Source organism: Bartonella sp. AA56HLJMS (assembly GCF_042197145.1).
In the GTDB taxonomy this organism is placed as follows: domain Bacteria; phylum Pseudomonadota; class Alphaproteobacteria; order Rhizobiales; family Rhizobiaceae; genus Bartonella.
In genome coordinates this window covers 180,649-197,621 of record NZ_JBHIRL010000001.1, presented here as the reverse complement: position 1 = coordinate 197,621, position 16,973 = coordinate 180,649, and the positions used below count along the sequence as shown (strand labels likewise).

The 16,973-nt window shown below is 37.0% G+C and carries 15 protein-coding genes; 10 read left to right on the top strand and 5 right to left on the bottom strand.

Annotated features, from left to right (window positions below; translation table 11 throughout):
• Window positions 1-26 precede the first annotated feature (26 nt).
• The 5 genes from ACFINI_RS00765 (at window position 27) to thpR (ending at window position 4,313) form a co-directional block, all read left to right on the top strand.
• Window positions 27-1,811, top strand: a complete 1,785-nt coding sequence (locus tag ACFINI_RS00765; RefSeq protein WP_375611388.1) for a stimulus-sensing domain-containing protein — start codon at window positions 27-29, stop codon at window positions 1,809-1,811.
• Window positions 1,812-1,834: 23 nt separating this feature from the next.
• Window positions 1,835-2,299: an HPr kinase/phosphatase C-terminal domain-containing protein gene (locus ACFINI_RS00760; protein WP_375612806.1), complete on the top strand. Its 465-nt coding sequence runs from the start codon at window positions 1,835-1,837 to the stop codon at window positions 2,297-2,299.
• A gap of 136 nt (window positions 2,300-2,435) precedes the next feature.
• Window positions 2,436-2,834 (top strand): PTS sugar transporter subunit IIA, encoded by a 399-nt coding sequence (locus tag ACFINI_RS00755; protein ID WP_375611386.1) that lies wholly within the window; start codon window positions 2,436-2,438, stop codon window positions 2,832-2,834.
• Window positions 2,835-2,851: 17 nt separating this feature from the next.
• Window positions 2,852-3,145 carry an HPr family phosphocarrier protein gene (locus ACFINI_RS00750; protein WP_273722488.1) on the top strand — a complete coding sequence of 98 codons (294 nt, stop codon included), beginning with the start codon at window positions 2,852-2,854 and terminating at the stop codon, window positions 3,143-3,145.
• 628 nt (window positions 3,146-3,773) lie between these two features.
• On the top strand, window positions 3,774-4,313 hold the full coding sequence (thpR, locus tag ACFINI_RS00745) for an RNA 2',3'-cyclic phosphodiesterase (RefSeq protein ID WP_375645396.1): 540 nt from the start codon (window positions 3,774-3,776) through the stop codon (window positions 4,311-4,313).
• Between the two features lie 106 nt (window positions 4,314-4,419).
• Here the strand turns inward: thpR and grpE are convergent, their stop codons facing one another.
• Together grpE and hrcA are read right to left on the bottom strand one after the other, a co-directional pair.
• The gene (gene grpE / locus ACFINI_RS00740) at window positions 4,420-5,082 is read right to left on the bottom strand and encodes a nucleotide exchange factor GrpE (RefSeq protein WP_375620861.1); all 663 of its coding nucleotides are present in this window, start codon (window positions 5,080-5,082) and stop codon (window positions 4,420-4,422) included.
• Between the two features lie 124 nt (window positions 5,083-5,206).
• Window positions 5,207-6,277 carry a heat-inducible transcriptional repressor HrcA gene (gene hrcA / locus ACFINI_RS00735; RefSeq protein WP_375620862.1) on the bottom strand — a complete coding sequence of 357 codons (1,071 nt, stop codon included), beginning with the start codon at window positions 6,275-6,277 and terminating at the stop codon, window positions 5,207-5,209.
• A 365-nt stretch (window positions 6,278-6,642) separates the two neighbouring features.
• On the opposite strand from hrcA, the gene rdgB reads away from it, so the two are divergent.
• Window positions 6,643-7,290, top strand: a complete 648-nt coding sequence (gene rdgB, locus ACFINI_RS00730; protein WP_375645395.1) for an RdgB/HAM1 family non-canonical purine NTP pyrophosphatase — start codon at window positions 6,643-6,645, stop codon at window positions 7,288-7,290.
• Window positions 7,287-8,486 (top strand): radical SAM family heme chaperone HemW, encoded by a 1,200-nt coding sequence (gene hemW / locus ACFINI_RS00725; protein ID WP_375645394.1) that lies wholly within the window; start codon window positions 7,287-7,289, stop codon window positions 8,484-8,486. The genes rdgB and hemW overlap by 4 nt, the downstream gene beginning before the upstream one ends.
• A gap of 1,604 nt (window positions 8,487-10,090) precedes the next feature.
• Here hemW and dapE read toward each other — a convergent pair.
• The 3 genes from dapE to ACFINI_RS00710 all read right to left on the bottom strand — a co-directional run bounded on the left by dapE (window position 10,091) and on the right by ACFINI_RS00710 (window position 13,043).
• Window positions 10,091-11,263: a succinyl-diaminopimelate desuccinylase gene (dapE, locus tag ACFINI_RS00720; RefSeq protein ID WP_375645393.1), complete on the bottom strand. Its 1,173-nt coding sequence runs from the start codon at window positions 11,261-11,263 to the stop codon at window positions 10,091-10,093.
• Between the two features lie 222 nt (window positions 11,264-11,485).
• On the bottom strand, window positions 11,486-12,232 hold the full coding sequence (locus tag ACFINI_RS00715; RefSeq protein ID WP_375620865.1) for a M48 family metallopeptidase: 747 nt from the start codon (window positions 12,230-12,232) through the stop codon (window positions 11,486-11,488).
• A gap of 31 nt (window positions 12,233-12,263) precedes the next feature.
• Window positions 12,264-13,043 carry an alpha/beta hydrolase gene (locus ACFINI_RS00710; RefSeq protein ID WP_375620866.1) on the bottom strand — a complete coding sequence of 260 codons (780 nt, stop codon included), beginning with the start codon at window positions 13,041-13,043 and terminating at the stop codon, window positions 12,264-12,266.
• 196 nt (window positions 13,044-13,239) lie between these two features.
• Between ACFINI_RS00710 and infC the strand changes: the two genes are divergently transcribed.
• The 3 genes from infC (at window position 13,240) to ACFINI_RS00695 (ending at window position 16,120) form a co-directional block, all read left to right on the top strand.
• Window positions 13,240-13,758, top strand: coding sequence for a translation initiation factor IF-3 (gene infC / locus ACFINI_RS00705; protein ID WP_026500140.1), 519 nt, complete (start codon window positions 13,240-13,242; stop codon window positions 13,756-13,758).
• A 345-nt stretch (window positions 13,759-14,103) separates the two neighbouring features.
• Entirely contained in the window at window positions 14,104-14,289 is a 186-nt protein-coding gene (locus ACFINI_RS00700; protein ID WP_375620867.1) for a hypothetical protein, read from the top strand.
• A gap of 64 nt (window positions 14,290-14,353) precedes the next feature.
• Window positions 14,354-16,120 (top strand): ABC transporter ATP-binding protein, encoded by a 1,767-nt coding sequence (locus tag ACFINI_RS00695; protein ID WP_375620868.1) that lies wholly within the window; start codon window positions 14,354-14,356, stop codon window positions 16,118-16,120.
• The last annotated feature ends 853 nt before the right edge of the window (window positions 16,121-16,973 follow it).

Genomic DNA, 16,973 nt, shown 5'->3' with positions numbered 1-16,973 from the left:
CAAAAATTTGAATGGCAATCAAATCGATGACAGACAATTCTCAACTGGAAACTTTACAAAAAACAACCGTTAATGGTACATCCTCAACGCCATTTCTTATGTTCGCTCGTTTGCATCTTCGAACACAACGTCTCTTTAGACAATTGCTTTTTTCCAGCCTCACACGTCGCATTGTTATATTAAACATTGCTGCTCTTGCCGTTTTAGTTACAGGCATTTTATACCTTAACCAATTTCGCGATGGTTTAATTGAAGCAAAAATCAAAAGTTTATGTACCCAAGGAAAAATTATTGCTGGGGCTATTGCTGCTTCTGCAACAGTAGATACAAATTCTATCCTCATTGACCCTCAAAAACTCTTAGAGTTACAGACTGGTGAAAGCGTTACACCCGCTCCTCAATCAACCGATTCTTGGGATTTTCCTATTAACCCTGAGCAAGTTGCCCCTCTTTTACGGCGTCTTATTACACCTAAAACGACAAGAGCACGTATCTATGATCGTGATGCTACTCTCCTTCTTGATTCGCGCGTTCTTTATTCTAGTGGAGAAGTTTTTAGTTATGATTTACCCCCACTTAAAACAGAACAAAACATGTGGGATCGCCTTACTTCATGGTATTCAAGCGCATTTTATGGCAAAGGTATTGCTCTTGACAGAGAACAAACAAAAACCAGTGGTATTGCTTATCCAGAAGTGTACCGCGCATTAAACGGATCTCTTGCTACGGCTAAAAGACGCAACAGACAAGGGCAATTAATTGTTTCTGTTGCCGTTCCTGTTCAACGCTATCGCGCAGTGGTTGGAGCTCTTCTTCTTTCAACCACTGGTTCCGATATTGATAACATTGTAAAAGGCGAAAGACTGGTTATCTTTAAAGTTTTTGCCGTTGTAGGTAGCGTACTTTTGGTTCTTTCTCTCTTTTTGGCCCATACGATTGCCCATCCATTAAGTAAATTATCTGCCTCGGCTAATCGAGTGCGTAATGGCAATAATCAGCGTGTAGAAATTCCTGATTTTTCAATGCGTGAAGATGAAATTGGTCACCTTTCAACTTCTATTCGTGATATGACCAATGCCCTTTATATGCGTATTGAAGCCATTGAACGTTTTGCTGCTGATGTAAGCCACGAATTAAAAAATCCTCTCACCTCCCTACGCAGTGCTGTTGAAACGCTCCCTCTGGCTAAAAATGAAGAAGCACAAGAAAAATTGCTGGAAATTATTCAACATGATGTGCGCCGCCTTGATCGGTTGATTACAGATATTTCTGATGCATCGCGACTCGATGCAGAGCTTGCACGAGAAACCGCAGAGATTGTTGATATGACACCGCTTTTGGAAAGTCTTGTTCATGCTGTTCAGGAAGTGTATCGTAATACGCAAACTATTGATATAAGCCTTAATATTGTCCCACGTCCTCATGGAAAAGCTTATCTTGTATTGGGACATGAACTTCGTTTAGGACAAGTGATTTCAAATCTTCTTGAAAATGCGCGTTCTTTTATTCCTCGGAATCGTGGCAAAATTTGCATTACTATGAAAAGTCATGCTTCAACCCTTATTTTAACCATTGAAGATAATGGCCCAGGTATTCGTTCAGAAAACATTGAACGCATTTTTGAACGTTTTTACACAGATCGACCAAATGAAGATGCTTTTGGACAAAACTCTGGACTTGGCCTTTCTATTAGTCGGCAAATCATCGAGGCTCATAATGGGACAATTACAGCCGAAAATATTATTGATCCTACACTTGGGAAGTGTAAAACTGGTGCACGTTTTACTATTATGCTTCCGCTTGCTAAATAAATCTTTTATCCAAAGTAAAAGACATGAAAACAAAATGTGAAATACTCCACGCAAATTGCCTTCAACTAGGCGGCAAGGGGCTGTTAATTATAGGTCCATCCGGATCAGGAAAATCAACCATCACCCTTTCTTTGCTTGACCGCGCTGAGTGGTCAAAACGTGAAGCGAAGCTTATCAGTGATGATTATACAATGTTGCGTGCGGAAAATGGAAAGCTTCACGGATACACTCCTGATAATTTAGAGGGCGGCATCGAGATTCGTGGCGTTGGTCTTTATATGATAGAATTTAAAAAGCACACAACTATCGATTGTGTTATTTTTCTCGGTCCGGAATATGAACGTTTTTCCACAAATAAAACTTTTCAATTTGAAAATTTGCACATTCCTCTTTTAAAACTTCCCTCTCTTCGTGAAGCCGATTGTACAGCCATTTGTCAAGCTATTGAAGCATTTTTGTTTAGAAAAATATGGCAAAAATCTGTCTAATTTTTTTCTAAAGATAAAAAAATCACAATTTTTGCCTTTTTTTTGCAAATTTTTCTTGGCAGCAAGATAAAGCCTTGTACAATGTCTTTCCCACCAACTATGGTTGGGTCTTATTAGTTAACAGGAGTTTGCGTAAATGATTGGACTCGTGCTTGTAACGCACGGTGAGCTGGCTGTCGAATTTTTACATGCCGTGGAACATGTTGTTGGAGTACAAGAAAAGTTCGCAACAATATGCGTTTATCCCGATGACGATATAGATCAGCGCCGAGGTGATATTATAGCCGCAGTAACCGATACAGATACGGATCATGGCGTCATCATATTAACAGATGTGTTCGGTGGAACACCATCAAATATAGCTATTCCTGCTATTGAAAAAGGACGCGTTGAAATGATTGCGGGTGTTAATTTGCCCATGCTTATTAAACTGATTTCTATTCGCAAATGTCCTGATATTTCATTATCAGACGCGTTAAGAATAGCACAAGAAGCAGGGCGTAAATATATTAATGTACCAAGTATGATTTTATAGCGGATAATAAAATACCAATGTTTTCCAAAGATACCCTCCCATGTATAAGTCGTCATTTCAATATCTGTAATAAACGTGGGTTACATGCACGTGCTTCTGCAAAATTTGTACAAACTGTTGACAATTTTAATGTTACTGTTGAAGTTGAAAAGGACGGGAAAATTGTTGGCGGATCATCAATTATGGGACTTATGATGCTAGCGGCTTCATCCGGTTGCAACCTCACCATTCGTGTTTCAGGACCAGAAGCAACAGATGCTCTTAATGCTCTTGAAAAGCTCATCAATAACAACTTTGGAGAGGAAAGCTAGTGCTTTTTCATCATAAACAAAGATGATAATTCTTAGAAAATAGGAACTTTCCATCATTATTTTGAATTTTAATTTCTCTTCCCGCTTTTATACCAATATTCATATCCATTATAGATTGGCATAATTATCATAAATGTAAAAGCTTATAGTAATTTTGTTATGCTCGATTTTTTTCTTCCTTTCCTAACATTATTTGACCAATTTGAATAGTTTTGCGTATTATGGCTATTCCCCGACTTAATCATATAATTAAATTTTTACAGAAAAGAGAACTCTTTACCTTGTATTAAAGTATGCTTTATTTTAGGCTAAAGATAAATGTCAAAATAATTTCGCACATCAAAAATCTATCAACTTTTCTTATTTTCTGCTAACTTTGTAGCCTTTATAATACACAAGTAATCTTCCATTGCACATCATTGTGATACAGATCCTGAAAACGCAATTCTTATCAATATCATAACCATTTTCTTAAAACAAATAAGCTGTGTATATTCATAATTATGGTAAGCATTTTTTAAACATTATTTTTCTATACTATTGCCTTATGTTCTTTGGTAGACAGCTCACTCTCGTTATCTATCATTGTGCTTGGAGTGGCATCTTTTCATTGTAAAGAGGTAATATTGTGGGTCGTCTATTTAGTGCCCTTCAAATTCCTCAACAAACAACACAACAACTTGTGTCGTTGCAAAGTGGCTTACCAAATACGCAGTGGATTAATTCGCAAAATTTTCATGTCACCTTATCTTTTTTTGGCAAAGTTGAAAGTTCTACCGCAGATATACTTATGCACGCCTTTGACACAATAAAGCTCTCTCCTTTTATACTACAAATAGATGGTTTTGATATTTTTGGTTCAGAAAATACTGCCCCCTCTCTTGTTATTCGCATTAAACCTTGTAAAGCTCTCAATCTTCTACACGAAAAGATGCAATCTATCCGTAGCCATTTAGGTCTAACACCTGATGAAAGAGAATTTACTCCACATATTACTATTGCGCGACTGCTTGATACTAAACCTGAAGACCTTGTTCCTTATCTGTTCTTTCGAAGGAATTTTTCATTTCCTCCTTTTGAGGTTGATCATTTTGTTTTATTTTCATCGCCATTTCCCTCAAGCGATGCCGTGTATGTTGTAAAAGGAAATTGGCCACTTCAAAAATAAAAGGGTGTTTGTCACACCCTTTAAAAACTCTTTGAGAAAAGACCCTATATATATGAAACTGCAGGAAATACTGCATTTTACGATAGAGGTTTGTTATTGATGTGTTTTAAGCCGAATCATCTTCAACAGAAGTTTCTTTTGCTCCTCCTTTGGCTACACCCACTATAGCTGGACGTAACACCCTTTCCCCGATAATATAACCTGCCTGAACCACTTGTTGAACAGTATTATCTGGAACATCAGCATTGGGAATTTCAAACATCGCTTGATGAAAGTGAGGATCAAATTTTTGCCCCTCTGGATGAATTTTTTGCACCCCATGACGTTCTAATGCTGCCATCATGGCACGTTCAGTCATTTCAACGCCTTCTGCCAATGATTTCAAACCAGCATCACTCTCCCGTGCACCTTCTGGAATAGCTTCCAAAGCACGATTGAGATTGTCAGAAACCGATAACATATCCCGTGCAAAATTAGCAATGGAATAAGCTCTTGCATCCGCCACATCTCGCATAGTACGGCGTCGAAGATTTTCCATATCTGCAACAAGACGTAAAAGCTGATCTTTCAGTTCTTTATTTTCATCCTGCAAAGACGCTAAAAGATCACTAACCTCATTGCTTTCTGTTTCAACGACTTCGTGTTCCTCTGTTTTATGTGTTTTTAAAAATTCATCGGCTGCCTGTTTAAGTGTATTACGATCAGCTGGATTTTTTAAATCACAATTTTCAAATGAAGCGTCAGTAAATTTGTTTTTTTCATCAGACATAAAAATTTTATTCCTTCATAAGATTCGTTATTCTCGATATCGAAATTCTACAGACAAAAATCAAGGGGTATCGATGTATATAATACAATGAGCTTTTATAGTACAAATACTTACTTGCATCGTTTTAACGCAATAACTGTGACACAAGTTGAGCTGTATAATCAACCATGGGCACGATCCTTGCATAATTAAGCCGTGTAGGACCAATAACACCTAAAGCACCAATGACTCTTTGTTGTGAATCACGATAAGGTGCTACAACTAAAGAAGAACCAGAAAGTGAAAATAACTTATTTTCTGAACCAATAAAAATTCTAACCCCAGAACCTTCATCCGTTAAATCGAGAAGTTGTGCCATACTTTCACGCGTTTCAAGATCATCAAACAAATGGCGTAATCGTTCTAAATCTTCTTCTGCTTTCACATCTTCAAGTAAATTGCTACGCCCGCGAACAATGAGGTGTATTTTATGATCAGCACCTTCTCCTCCCCAAAGAGCTAATCCCGTTTCAACAAGATGATGCGATAAATCATCAAGTGCAGCCCGTGTTTCTGCGCATAAGCGGGCAATTTCCCCTTTAGCTTCACTCAATGTAAGCCCTTGGATATGGGCATTGAGAAAATTCGTTGCTTCCGTCAATTGTGCATGAGTAACCCCTTCCGGTAAATGAACAATACGATTTTCAACTTCACCTTGTTGAGTCACCAAAACGGCAAGAGCATGCTCCCTATCAAGGCGCACAAATTCAATATGTTTCAATGTTCCTTCTTGTTTTGTTGCTAAAACAAGCCCTGCCCCACGTGAAAGATCTGAAAGAACTCGGCTTGCTTGAACAAGAAAATGTTCAACCGATTGTGCATGACCAGCCTCTTTGACTTGCATTTCAATATTTTCTCGCTCTTCGTTTGGCAAATCACCCGCTTCCATAAATGCATCAACAAAAAAGCGTAAACCTGATTGTGTTGGCATTCGACCCGCAGAAACATGTGGTGCATAAATCAAACCGAGATGTTCAAGATCACTCATCACATTGCGAATCGTCGCAGGCGATAATGTCTGTTGTAAAAGCCGCGAAAGATTACGTGATCCTACAGGTTCACCATCATTAAGATAAGCTTCAACAATATGGCGAAAAATATCACGCGAACGTTCATCAAGATATTTTAGTTCATTATCAATAGTTTTGTGCTTCATCACAACTGTTTCACTACTTTTAAAATCCTCATCTCTTATATAAGTTTTGCCAAGGTTTGGTCAAATAGTCTAAAGTAGTATAAAAACATATTATCCTATTGAGCTGTAAAATGCTACCTTTCAGAGTGATGCTTGATAAATTACGCAGGAAATATTTTTGTTAGAGTGTGTGAGAAATATTTAAGATTAAGAATTGATCTGTAAAGTGGTCTGCTGTAGGGACTTGTCAAGAGAATCTAGATTGATTAAAAATCGCTGTAAATAGAAAATTTCACCCTTTAGAGCAAGCAGAATGTGTGTATATGAGCATTTAAACCGTTTTTTAGCACAAAAATAATTCCCCTTTCATTTTTGGAGAAATCTATATGAGAAGCATAGCAGATAAAAAACTTGTCATTGCTACACATAACACTGGAAAATTGCATGAAATCACTACTTTAATTACGCCTTTCGGTTTAATAATACAATCGGCAAAAGAACTAGGCTTGCCAGAACCAAAAGAAACGGGAAAAACATTTGAAGAAAATGCTTATATTAAAGCTTTTTCAGCAGCAAAAAAAACAGGACTTCCTGCCCTCTCTGATGATTCAGGCTTAGAGGTAGATGCATTGGAGGGTGCGCCAGGCGTTTATACCGCTGATTGGGCAATTCAAGCCGATGGTACACGTAATTTTCCAAAAGCTATGAAAAAAATAGAAGATGAACTCCAAAAAGTCGGAGCACGAGAAAAAAGCCAACGGAAATGCCGTTTTATATCCGTCATTTGCATTGCATGGCCTGATACTCATGCAGATTACTTCCGCGGATGCGTTGAAGGAACGTTCATTTGGCCTCCACGAGGAGACAAAGGCTTTGGTTTTGATCCTATTTTTTTACCAGATGGATGTGAAAATACCTTTGGAGAAATGTCAACAGAACAAAAACACAACTGGAAACGTAATGATCTTCCCCCTCTTTCACATCGCGCACGTGCTTTCAAACTTTTGGCAGAAAACCTTTTAGCATTCTCATGAATGAACCTTTCGGCATTTACATTCATTGGCCCTTTTGTGCAGCTAAATGTCCTTATTGTGACTTTAATTCGCATGTTCGCATCCATGGTGTTGATCAACCACGTTTTGTCACCGCCTTTAAGCGCGAAATAGAAACGCAATACCACAAAATAGGCCCACGCCATATTACAAGTATTTTTATTGGTGGAGGAACCCCCTCTCTTATGGAGCCACAAACTGTCGATGCCCTATTGCAAGCACTTGCAAAAAAATGGGTAGTCGATGATAAAGTTGAAATTACATTAGAAGCTAATCCATCCAGTGTGGAAGCAGAGCGCTTTCGTGGATACCGTGCGGCAGGTGTTAATCGCTTATCTCTAGGAATACAAGCGCTCAATGATAAAGCATTGCGCAAACTTGGCCGACTCCATAATGTGGAACAAGCTCTTTGTGCCATTGCTTTAGCACGACAAATTTTTCCACGTTTATCCTTTGATCTCATTTATGCCCGCCCCGAACAAACCCTCGAAGAATGGAAATCTGAAATTTCCCAAGCAATTGATTTGGCAGCAGACCATCTTTCTCTTTATCAATTGACGATCGAAGAAGGAACCGCCTTTAAACGCCTTCATGATGCAGGAAAACTTATCCTTCCCCCATCAGAGCTAGCAGCAGATCTGTATCATCTTACTCAAGAAATAACGGCACTACATGGACTTCCTGCCTATGAAATCTCAAACCATGCAATGCCCGGTGCCGAATCAGCACACAATCTTCTTTATTGGCGTTATCACCAATATGCAGGCTTTGGTCCAGGAGCACATGGACGTTTCATTGAGCATACACCGAATCATTCCTCTTTCTGTTCAAAAACATTGTCATCACACCTTGAAAACCGCGAACGTTATGTCACAATAAATGAAAAGCATCCCGAACAGTGGCTTAATTTGGTAGAAACAACAGGACATGGCTGTATTGAAACGGAACATTTAACCACTGAACAACAGGCAAATGAAATGCTCCTTATGGGATTACGCCTTTGCGAAGGCTTAGAACTTATACGCTATGAAACCTTAAGTCCCAAACGCATCCCTATGGAAAAACTGATCGAGTTACAACACCAAGAATTGATAGAAATGGTGGATAACCAACGCTTAAAAGCAACAACCAAAGGACGTATTGTTCTTGATCACATCATCAGCCAACTCGCAAACTAAAGTTTTTATAACAACATACTTATTTTAATCATAATTATCATTTTTCACAGCAAAGGTGAGATTAGAATATCGTGAGATTCTCTCATTTCAAAACTATTTATAGCAAGCTAGTTACCGCCATTTGCTTACACCTTAAAAAGGGAGAAGCATGTGGATAAAAACTATAAAAAAGGAGTAAAAAGGCCTCTGATGAACACTCTTAAATGCTAAAAGCTATTGCAATATTTTGAGCTAGAAAATGTATGGTGCTCTAACTTTATTTTTCATAAACATAAAGATGAGGAGGCATTATAGATTTTATATTACAACATTCATAAGCACCGTAGTAGCACAAATGTGATAAACATTGAGAAAATTTCTTTAAAACAAGTATGTGAATGCATAATACGATAATGTATTGTTCTTTATGAAATCGTGGCACCATTTAAAGAACCAGAGAAATAAGCATGAAACCATGCATCAATTTCTGATTATTTAAAAAGATATTACTCTAGATAATTTTGAAAACCGTAAAGCTGAATAAAAGAGAAAGTAAAAAAGAACGCTGATTTTCACCTTTATACCTTTATATTTCCCCTCAATCAGGTTGTGGTTGTATGTCTGTTTCAGAGATTACAAAAAATAGATATACACAATGCTTTTATCCTATTCTGTCATATAAAAGCTGTTATCGCAAAAAATACTGAACCAATATTTATTTGAGATACGCGGCTGTATGATCGGTATTAATTTATAGGTAACAGCAACATCATGAGCTTTACTAAACAAATAATGCGCTCAAATGGCAAATATACTAAATATGAATCGGTATTGCTTTGTTAGCGAGCGAAACGATGTTAATCTCATATGATCTTACTTGTATGCGTATATGCTTATAAGTGTCTGTACCCGTCCTTTAAGGTTATTTAATTAAAAAATTGAGAATAATACTAGGACAATCTTTGGTTAAAGAAATCAACGTGCTGCTACAAAAAAATTCTGTGTATCTTTATCATAACCAAGATTAAAGCTGATTAAATACGCTCACCTTCTATCTCGTAATGATTTGCAACGGAAGTTCTTGGGGACAAAAAAAGCAAGGTAAAATATATGAAATAAAACAAACTTAAAGCGCTTTTCCTATAGTCTTTATTCTAAGAAAGTCTATAGGAACAAGAAGTACCTTTTATGCGAGTGCAGAAAACATATCAAAACATGAGCTGTGAATGAGCGCATTTATGTTGTACGAACTTTTTACAATAGTAGCATGTTTTTGTGTGTCTTTATGGCATCAACCTGTCATCACACAATGATGATATAATATTCATTGTTTTCCATATATGATTGCGTGTGACTTCCTTTCTACACTTTAAAGAACGAATATTTTCAATCCAATATGGTCTAAACAGTTCTGCTTCTTCAAGCAGATCTCTTTTGGCTTTTCAATTATGTAATTCACTTAACTAAAGACTCTACAGGCAAGAATCCCAACTTAAGAATATTCATTACTTACTCTAAGACTACTTAATATATTAAGTTTTACGAGTCTCGTATCACCACACCATAAATGGCAATATCTTATGGCACAACAAGATAAAGGTATTTTTGAACCAGCAACCTTTTCTTTATGCAAAAAATTCAATAATAAAACGCTCATAAATAGTAGTAAGTGTTTCTATTGCATCAAGGGCTACACACTCATCTACCATATGCATCGTTTGCCCCGGTAAACCAAATTCGACCACTGGGCAATAATCCTTAATAAATCGTGCATCTGAAGTACCACCAGAAGTGGAACATTCTGGTATATTCCCTGTTACACTTTTAATAGCATTGGATAAAGTTTGAATGAGTTTATCATTTTTGGTCAAAAAAACATCTCCTAAACTTGGAATCCATTCAAGCTGATAAGAGGGATATTGGTCACCATTGTTTTTTGATTGCACCAAAGCAAGACGCTTTTCAATTTCCTTCATCAGTGTTTCTTTTGTCCAAAGATCATTGTAGCGTATATTAAAATGAACTGTTGTCTGCGCTGGGATAACATTGACCGCTAAATTACCGGTATCGATGCTTGTTAGCTCTAAATTACTGGGTTGAAAATTTTCTGTCCCTTTATCTAAGACGATTTGTGTCAATGCTTGAATAAGCTTACTTGCCAAAGGCAAGGGATTGGCAGCCCTCTCTGGAAAAGCAACATGACCTTGACGACCCTTCACGGTAATGACACCAGAAATCGATCCGCGGCGTCCAATTTTGATAATATCACCAACAGTCTTTACGCTTGTTGGTTCTCCCACAAGAGCCACAGTCCATTTTTCGCCTTTTTTTTCTGCCCATTTGAGAAGTTTTACCGTACCATTAACAGCAGGCCCCTCTTCGTCACCAGTAATTAAAAGGCTTACCCTTCCTTTAATGGGTCGTTTCTCAAGAACTCGCGCTAGAGCCGCAATAAAACAAGCGATACCACCCTTCATATCAACAGCACCCCGCCCATATAATTTCCCCTGATCTATAACAGCTTCAAAAGGTGGGTAAGTCCAATCTTCCAATGCACCTGGCGGTACGACGTCCGTATGACCCGCAAACATAAGATGGGGTCCTTCACTTCCCATTTTTGCATAAAGATTTTCAACATTATCTGTATTTTTATCCGTAAAAACAGGGCGATCGACGTGAAATCCCATTTTTTTTAAAAATTGTTCCAAAGTTGATAAAGCCCCTGCTTCATGAGGTGTAACAGAAGGACAACGAATAAGTGCCTGTAATAGCTGAAGTGGATCTGTAAGAACAGACATAAAAAACCTTCCCATTTTTTTATAAGTCATCGGAACTTAGGGTTATTACGCTGAATTACAAAAAAGATAAAGCAAAACATTGAAGACACTCAGCAAACCAAGCAGGGGAGAACAATCGTGCTGAGAGCTTCAATGGCTTCCTCATTATGCATGAGCAAGCACACACTCAACAAAACACTCAACAAAAAGTTCCGTTAAATATTGCCTTCATTTGAAAGTTTTTTACGCCTCTAAATTATATGAATCAAAATTAATTGCATGCAGTCTAGGAGCATTTTCTTTCAACCAAGCACGATATGTTTTACTATCAGGACATAGCTCTTCACAAAGAGCCCAAAATCTTGGCCCATGATTCATTTCAACAAGATGAGCAACTTCATGGGCAACAACATACTCAACAACTTCTTTTGGTGCCATAATAAGGCGCCAAGAAAAAGAAAGACGCTTATCGATTGAACAAGAGCCCCAACGACTTCTCGTATCTTTATAACAAATGGATTTGACTTTACGCTCTACCTGATGAGCATAATGTGCCACCAAAGGCGTTATAATAAGCGCCGCTTGTTTTTTCAAAACGTCAGCAATGCGTCTTGGGAGATATTCTAATTGACCATAAACAATAATTTCAGGCCCTTGCTCCGCATCTGCTGTAATGATTTCTGTTACCCCACGTCCCTCTCTATGCTTTATGGTATGAGAAACACCCAATAAGGGAATTGTCGCCCCTTCTTTGAGATAAGCATTTTTATGAGAGATTTGTACATGAGCAAGACGTGCCTCAATCCAAGATCGATGCTTTTCAATAAAATTTTCAACCGCATAGAGATTTATTGCTGGTGGTGTTGTTACACAAATCTCCTGACTTCTGGCATCAATACGTAAGGTAAGACGGCGCGCATACTTATTTTCCCGCACCCGTACAGGTACAAAACGCTCAGAAAAAATAAAATGCTGTTTAGAAATGCTCATATATTTTTATCTTCATCAATAAATGTACCCCTTACTTTGCATTAATCTGATTAATAAAAGATCTCAATACTGTTTCAAGGCAATCTAAATCTTGTGGACGAGAAAAGCGATGATCTGCATCACGAACAAGTGTCAATGTTACATCATGGAGAGGTAAATGATCAAGTAAAGTCAATGTATGCTGATAGGGAATATCTTCATCTTCCATCCCTTGTAGAATATGGACTGGACACCCAACATCAATGCATCCTTTCATAACACAATTTTCGCGCCCATCTTCAATCAATGTTTTTGTAAAGGGCATTGGCTCTGTATCATCAACTGCAGGTCGTTCAATATAGCCTTTTTCTTCCAAAACCTTCCATTCTTCTGGGCCTAATTTTGGTTCCACCAATGTTTGTGTAAAATCAGGTGCTGGAGCAATCAATATCATGCCAGCAAGCTTCTTATTTTTCTGTGCTAGCATCATTGCAAGCCTTAGCGCAATCCACCCCCCCATAGAGGAACCAATCAAAATTTGTGGCCCCTCACAATAGGTTTCAAAAGTCGCTAAACTTTCCTTAACCCAACGCGAAATTGTTCCTTGAAAAAAATCACCTTCAGATTCTCCATGTCCAGAATAATCAAAACGTAAACAAGACAAATCATTCTTCTGAGCAAACTGATCAACTAACGCTGCCTTACTTCCTAACATATCGGATTGATAGCCAGGAAGCCAAACCAAACCTGGAGATTGGCGCCCCTTGCGATAGCGTACTGCAAGTGCGGTGTTCTCAAATGAAAAAAACTGACAAGGAATATTTTGATCCATGATTTTTTATCCTCTATAAAACAATTTCTTTAAATTAAGAGAAAAACTTTTATAATCTAAATCATTCAAAAAAGTAATAAATCAAATAATGAAAATAACACGAATTATAGTTGTTTTTAGGTACATAATTGTATATTAAATTAACTGTAGTTGAATCAAAATTTAAGGAGCATAAACCATTCGTAAACCGTTTAAAATGACACCTACCCAAAAAGACGGACCACGTTCAAATCAGGATATTCGGGTACCTCATGTTCAGCTTATCAATGATGAGGGACAACATCAGGGAGTTGTTGCGATACAAGAAGCTCTTGCTATGGCTGCAGATGCGGGACTTGATTTGGTTGAAATTGTACCAAATGCGGAGCCACCTGTATGTAAAATCATCGATTTGGGAAAATTAAAATATCAAACCCAAAAAAAAGCTGCTGAAACACGTAAGAAGCAAAAAGTCATCGAAATCAAAGAGATTAAGATGCGCCCAAATGTTGATGTCCATGATTATGGAGTCAAACTCAAGGCTGTTCATCGCTTTATTGATCATGGTGATAAAGTAAAGATTACTTTGCGTTTTCGTGGTCGTGAGATGGCTCACCAAGATCTTGGATTAAAGCTTCTTCAGCGTGTGAAAGAAGATACAAGTGAAATTGCCAAAATCGAATTGGAGCCAAAGCTTGAAGGCCGGCAAATGATGATGGTGATAGCACCTAAATAGTTTTGCATTGGAATAATATTCGCATGCAACGCATCAAAATGATGTGTATAGTATTATTTAGAAGCACCACATAGAATTTTTGTGGTGCTTTTAAGGTTTTATAAATGTGTATAAATCCTTTTAAAAGTTTAATAATGCTTGACCGATTTATAAGAAGAATTCGTTATTTTGCATATTAATGAGAAAGCTCAAACATCGTAAGGTCTTCTTATTTCAAGCTCTTTTATCATGCAATGCGGCAAAATTGTTTGCTTACACATCACAAATGGAGATGATACATAAAAATTATTAAAAAAGCAGAAATGTTTTTTGTGAGCCATTTCAAGTGCCAAAGGCTATCACAATATGGAAATTGGTAAATACAATAGTGAAACTCACCGGTATCTTTTATTGAAAACTAAAAATAATGATGAACAACGAATTTTCGTTATACCTTTTACAGAAACTTTGAACTACATTCTTCACTCTCACCGTCGTGAAATTGATGTGATGAACCTTGAAAGAAAAAGCTATTTTTGTAAAAAAGATTAAGGGGCTTTTTAATTAAGAGTGTTTCAATCTTGCATAAAATAATGAGAGAATATAGAAGCTCTTCATGGCTAAAAAACAAATTTCCTCTTTTGACAAACATCTTATTATCCGCCTTTTGCGAGAAAATTTTCGTAAACATATGCGTTGGTACAGTGCGGCTATCTTCTCAATGATCATCATTTCTTGTACCACAGCAACCAGTGCATGGATTATGCGGGATGTTGTTAATCAGATTATTGATGCACAAAATTTTCCTATGATTGTTTTGATTTCTAGCTTCATTGCTTTTATCTTTATTCTCAAAGGAGTTGCAACTTTTTTCCAAACTTACTTTCTAAACAAAGCAGGCAATAGTATCATTGCTGAACAACAGCGTAAAATTTTTGCACGACTTATGGAACAAGGTGTCTCTTTTTATCATAATAACACTTCATCTGATCTTCTTGTTCGTGTAACTCATAACGCGACAGCCGTACGTAATATAATTGATACTATTATCACAACTTTTGTACGTGATTTGCTTTCCGTTAGTGGTCTGTTGCTTGTCATGTTCATTCAAAACTTTGTGTTAATCTCCATTACTTTAATCGTAGGACCACTAGCTTTTTTAGGCGTTCGAATGGCTTTAAAACGCGTTCGCAGCTTGATGGAAAAAGAGCTCCTTTCACTTGGTGAAATTATCAAAATCGTACAGGAAACGGCTGTTGGTATTCGAATCATCAAGGCCTTTTCACTAGAAGAAGTCATGAAAAAACGGATGGACAAAGCCATTTGTGATGTTGAAAAACAAACAAACAGTATTGCAACACTCGAAGCTATTACCAATCCAATTATGGAAACACTCACGGGTGTTGCCATTGCAGGTATTATTTGTTTTTCCGGTTATCTTGCAACCCAACGCGCAGGTGTTCAAGGTGAATTTATGTCCTTTATTGTTGCTTTACTTTTAGCTTATGAACCCGCAAAAAGACTAGCAAATGTACGTGTTAAAATTGAATCTGGCTTGGTCAATATCCGTACGATGTTTGAAATACTCGATTGTCCCCTTACAGTTGTAGAACATAAAGAAGCTAAAGATCTGAATAAAACGCAAGGAACTATTCGTTTCGAACATGTTTCTTTTGCATACACTAATAACAAAATGATATTGAAAGACATCAACCTAGAAATAGAAGCCGGAAAAATGACAGCATTGGTGGGACCATCCGGTTCGGGAAAATCAACCCTTATCAACCTTATTATGCGCCTCTATGACCCCACAAAAGGACGCATATTGATTAATGATCAAGACATTCGCTACACAACATTTCGCTCTCTGAGAAACCTGATGGCCTATGTAGGACAGGATACTTTTCTCTTTCAAGGAACTGTTAAATATAATATCGGGCTTGGAAAAGAAGGGGCTAGTGATGACGAAATTATCGAAGCAGCAAAAGCAGCAAATGCTCATGACTTTATTATGAGTTTGCCAAATGGTTATGATACACAGATAGGTGATAATGGCTGTAATCTTTCAGGGGGGCAAAAACAACGACTCGCTATCGCTAGAGCAATGATTCACGATAGTGAAATTCTGATTCTTGATGAAGCAACAAGTGCGCTCGATTCACACACCGAAGCACAAATTAATGAAGCTATTCATCACCTTACTAAAGGACGCACAACGATCATTATTGCTCATCGCCTTTCAACGATTGCTCGTGCTCATAAAATTGTGGTCATACAAAATGGACAACTGATTGAACAAGGTACTCAAAAAGAATTGCTAGCAAAAGAACATGGGTTTTATAAAAAACTTCATAATATCCAGTTCAAAAAACATACCTCCTAATTTCTAGATCCTTAAATAAAATTTGAAATAAAAAATGGATAGAAGGTAATGCTCCATTTATAAAAAAGACTTGTTACCACGAAAAAGCATTACTTTAATCAAAGTTGGCAAAGAATTTATGGTTTATTGAAAATAAACTTCTTGGATTTAGATGAAAACTTTACTCGCTATTTTGTTGAATGCAAAAGATAAGATGTAATTTTCTTATTGCAAATTTTCTTTATATTTATGATGAATCAATTAAAAGCGCTTGTTGTACGTCATAAGAGATATTGGTATATGCATAAAAACTCTTAAGATAAGCAATAAAAATACCTCTACACTTTCAAGTGAAAAGATTGTCAGCAACATGAAAAGCTGGAAAATAGAATGATAATGCCGGCTTATAGCTTTAGTAAATACTTATACCTTTATTAATAACGGTAGTGTAGATTTTATACCATTCATAAGAGATACTTTATACCATTTCACAAGCAATCTTATGAAATAGACTCAAGCGCACACTGAGAAATGTTCCTTTAAAACAAGTACATAAACTTGCAACACAATAATGTTATATTTTGGAGTATTCTGTTTGGGGAGCTATTCGTTATAAGAAAAGTGATCTTATTCCAGACACAATAAACAAAATCTAAAATAATAGGTAATTTTTATTATTAAAAAATATTGCTTTAAATGCGTTTGACAATAAAATCGATATCTTATGAATTCTCTGCTTGCCTCACGTTTTTGACGGTCTTTAATGGAATCATGTCCTTCACGTAAAAACAGAATGCCATTGTGTTGCAAATTCACGTACTTGTTTTAAAGAGACCTCTCTCAAAGTCTTCCCTAAGCCCATTCGCAATAACAT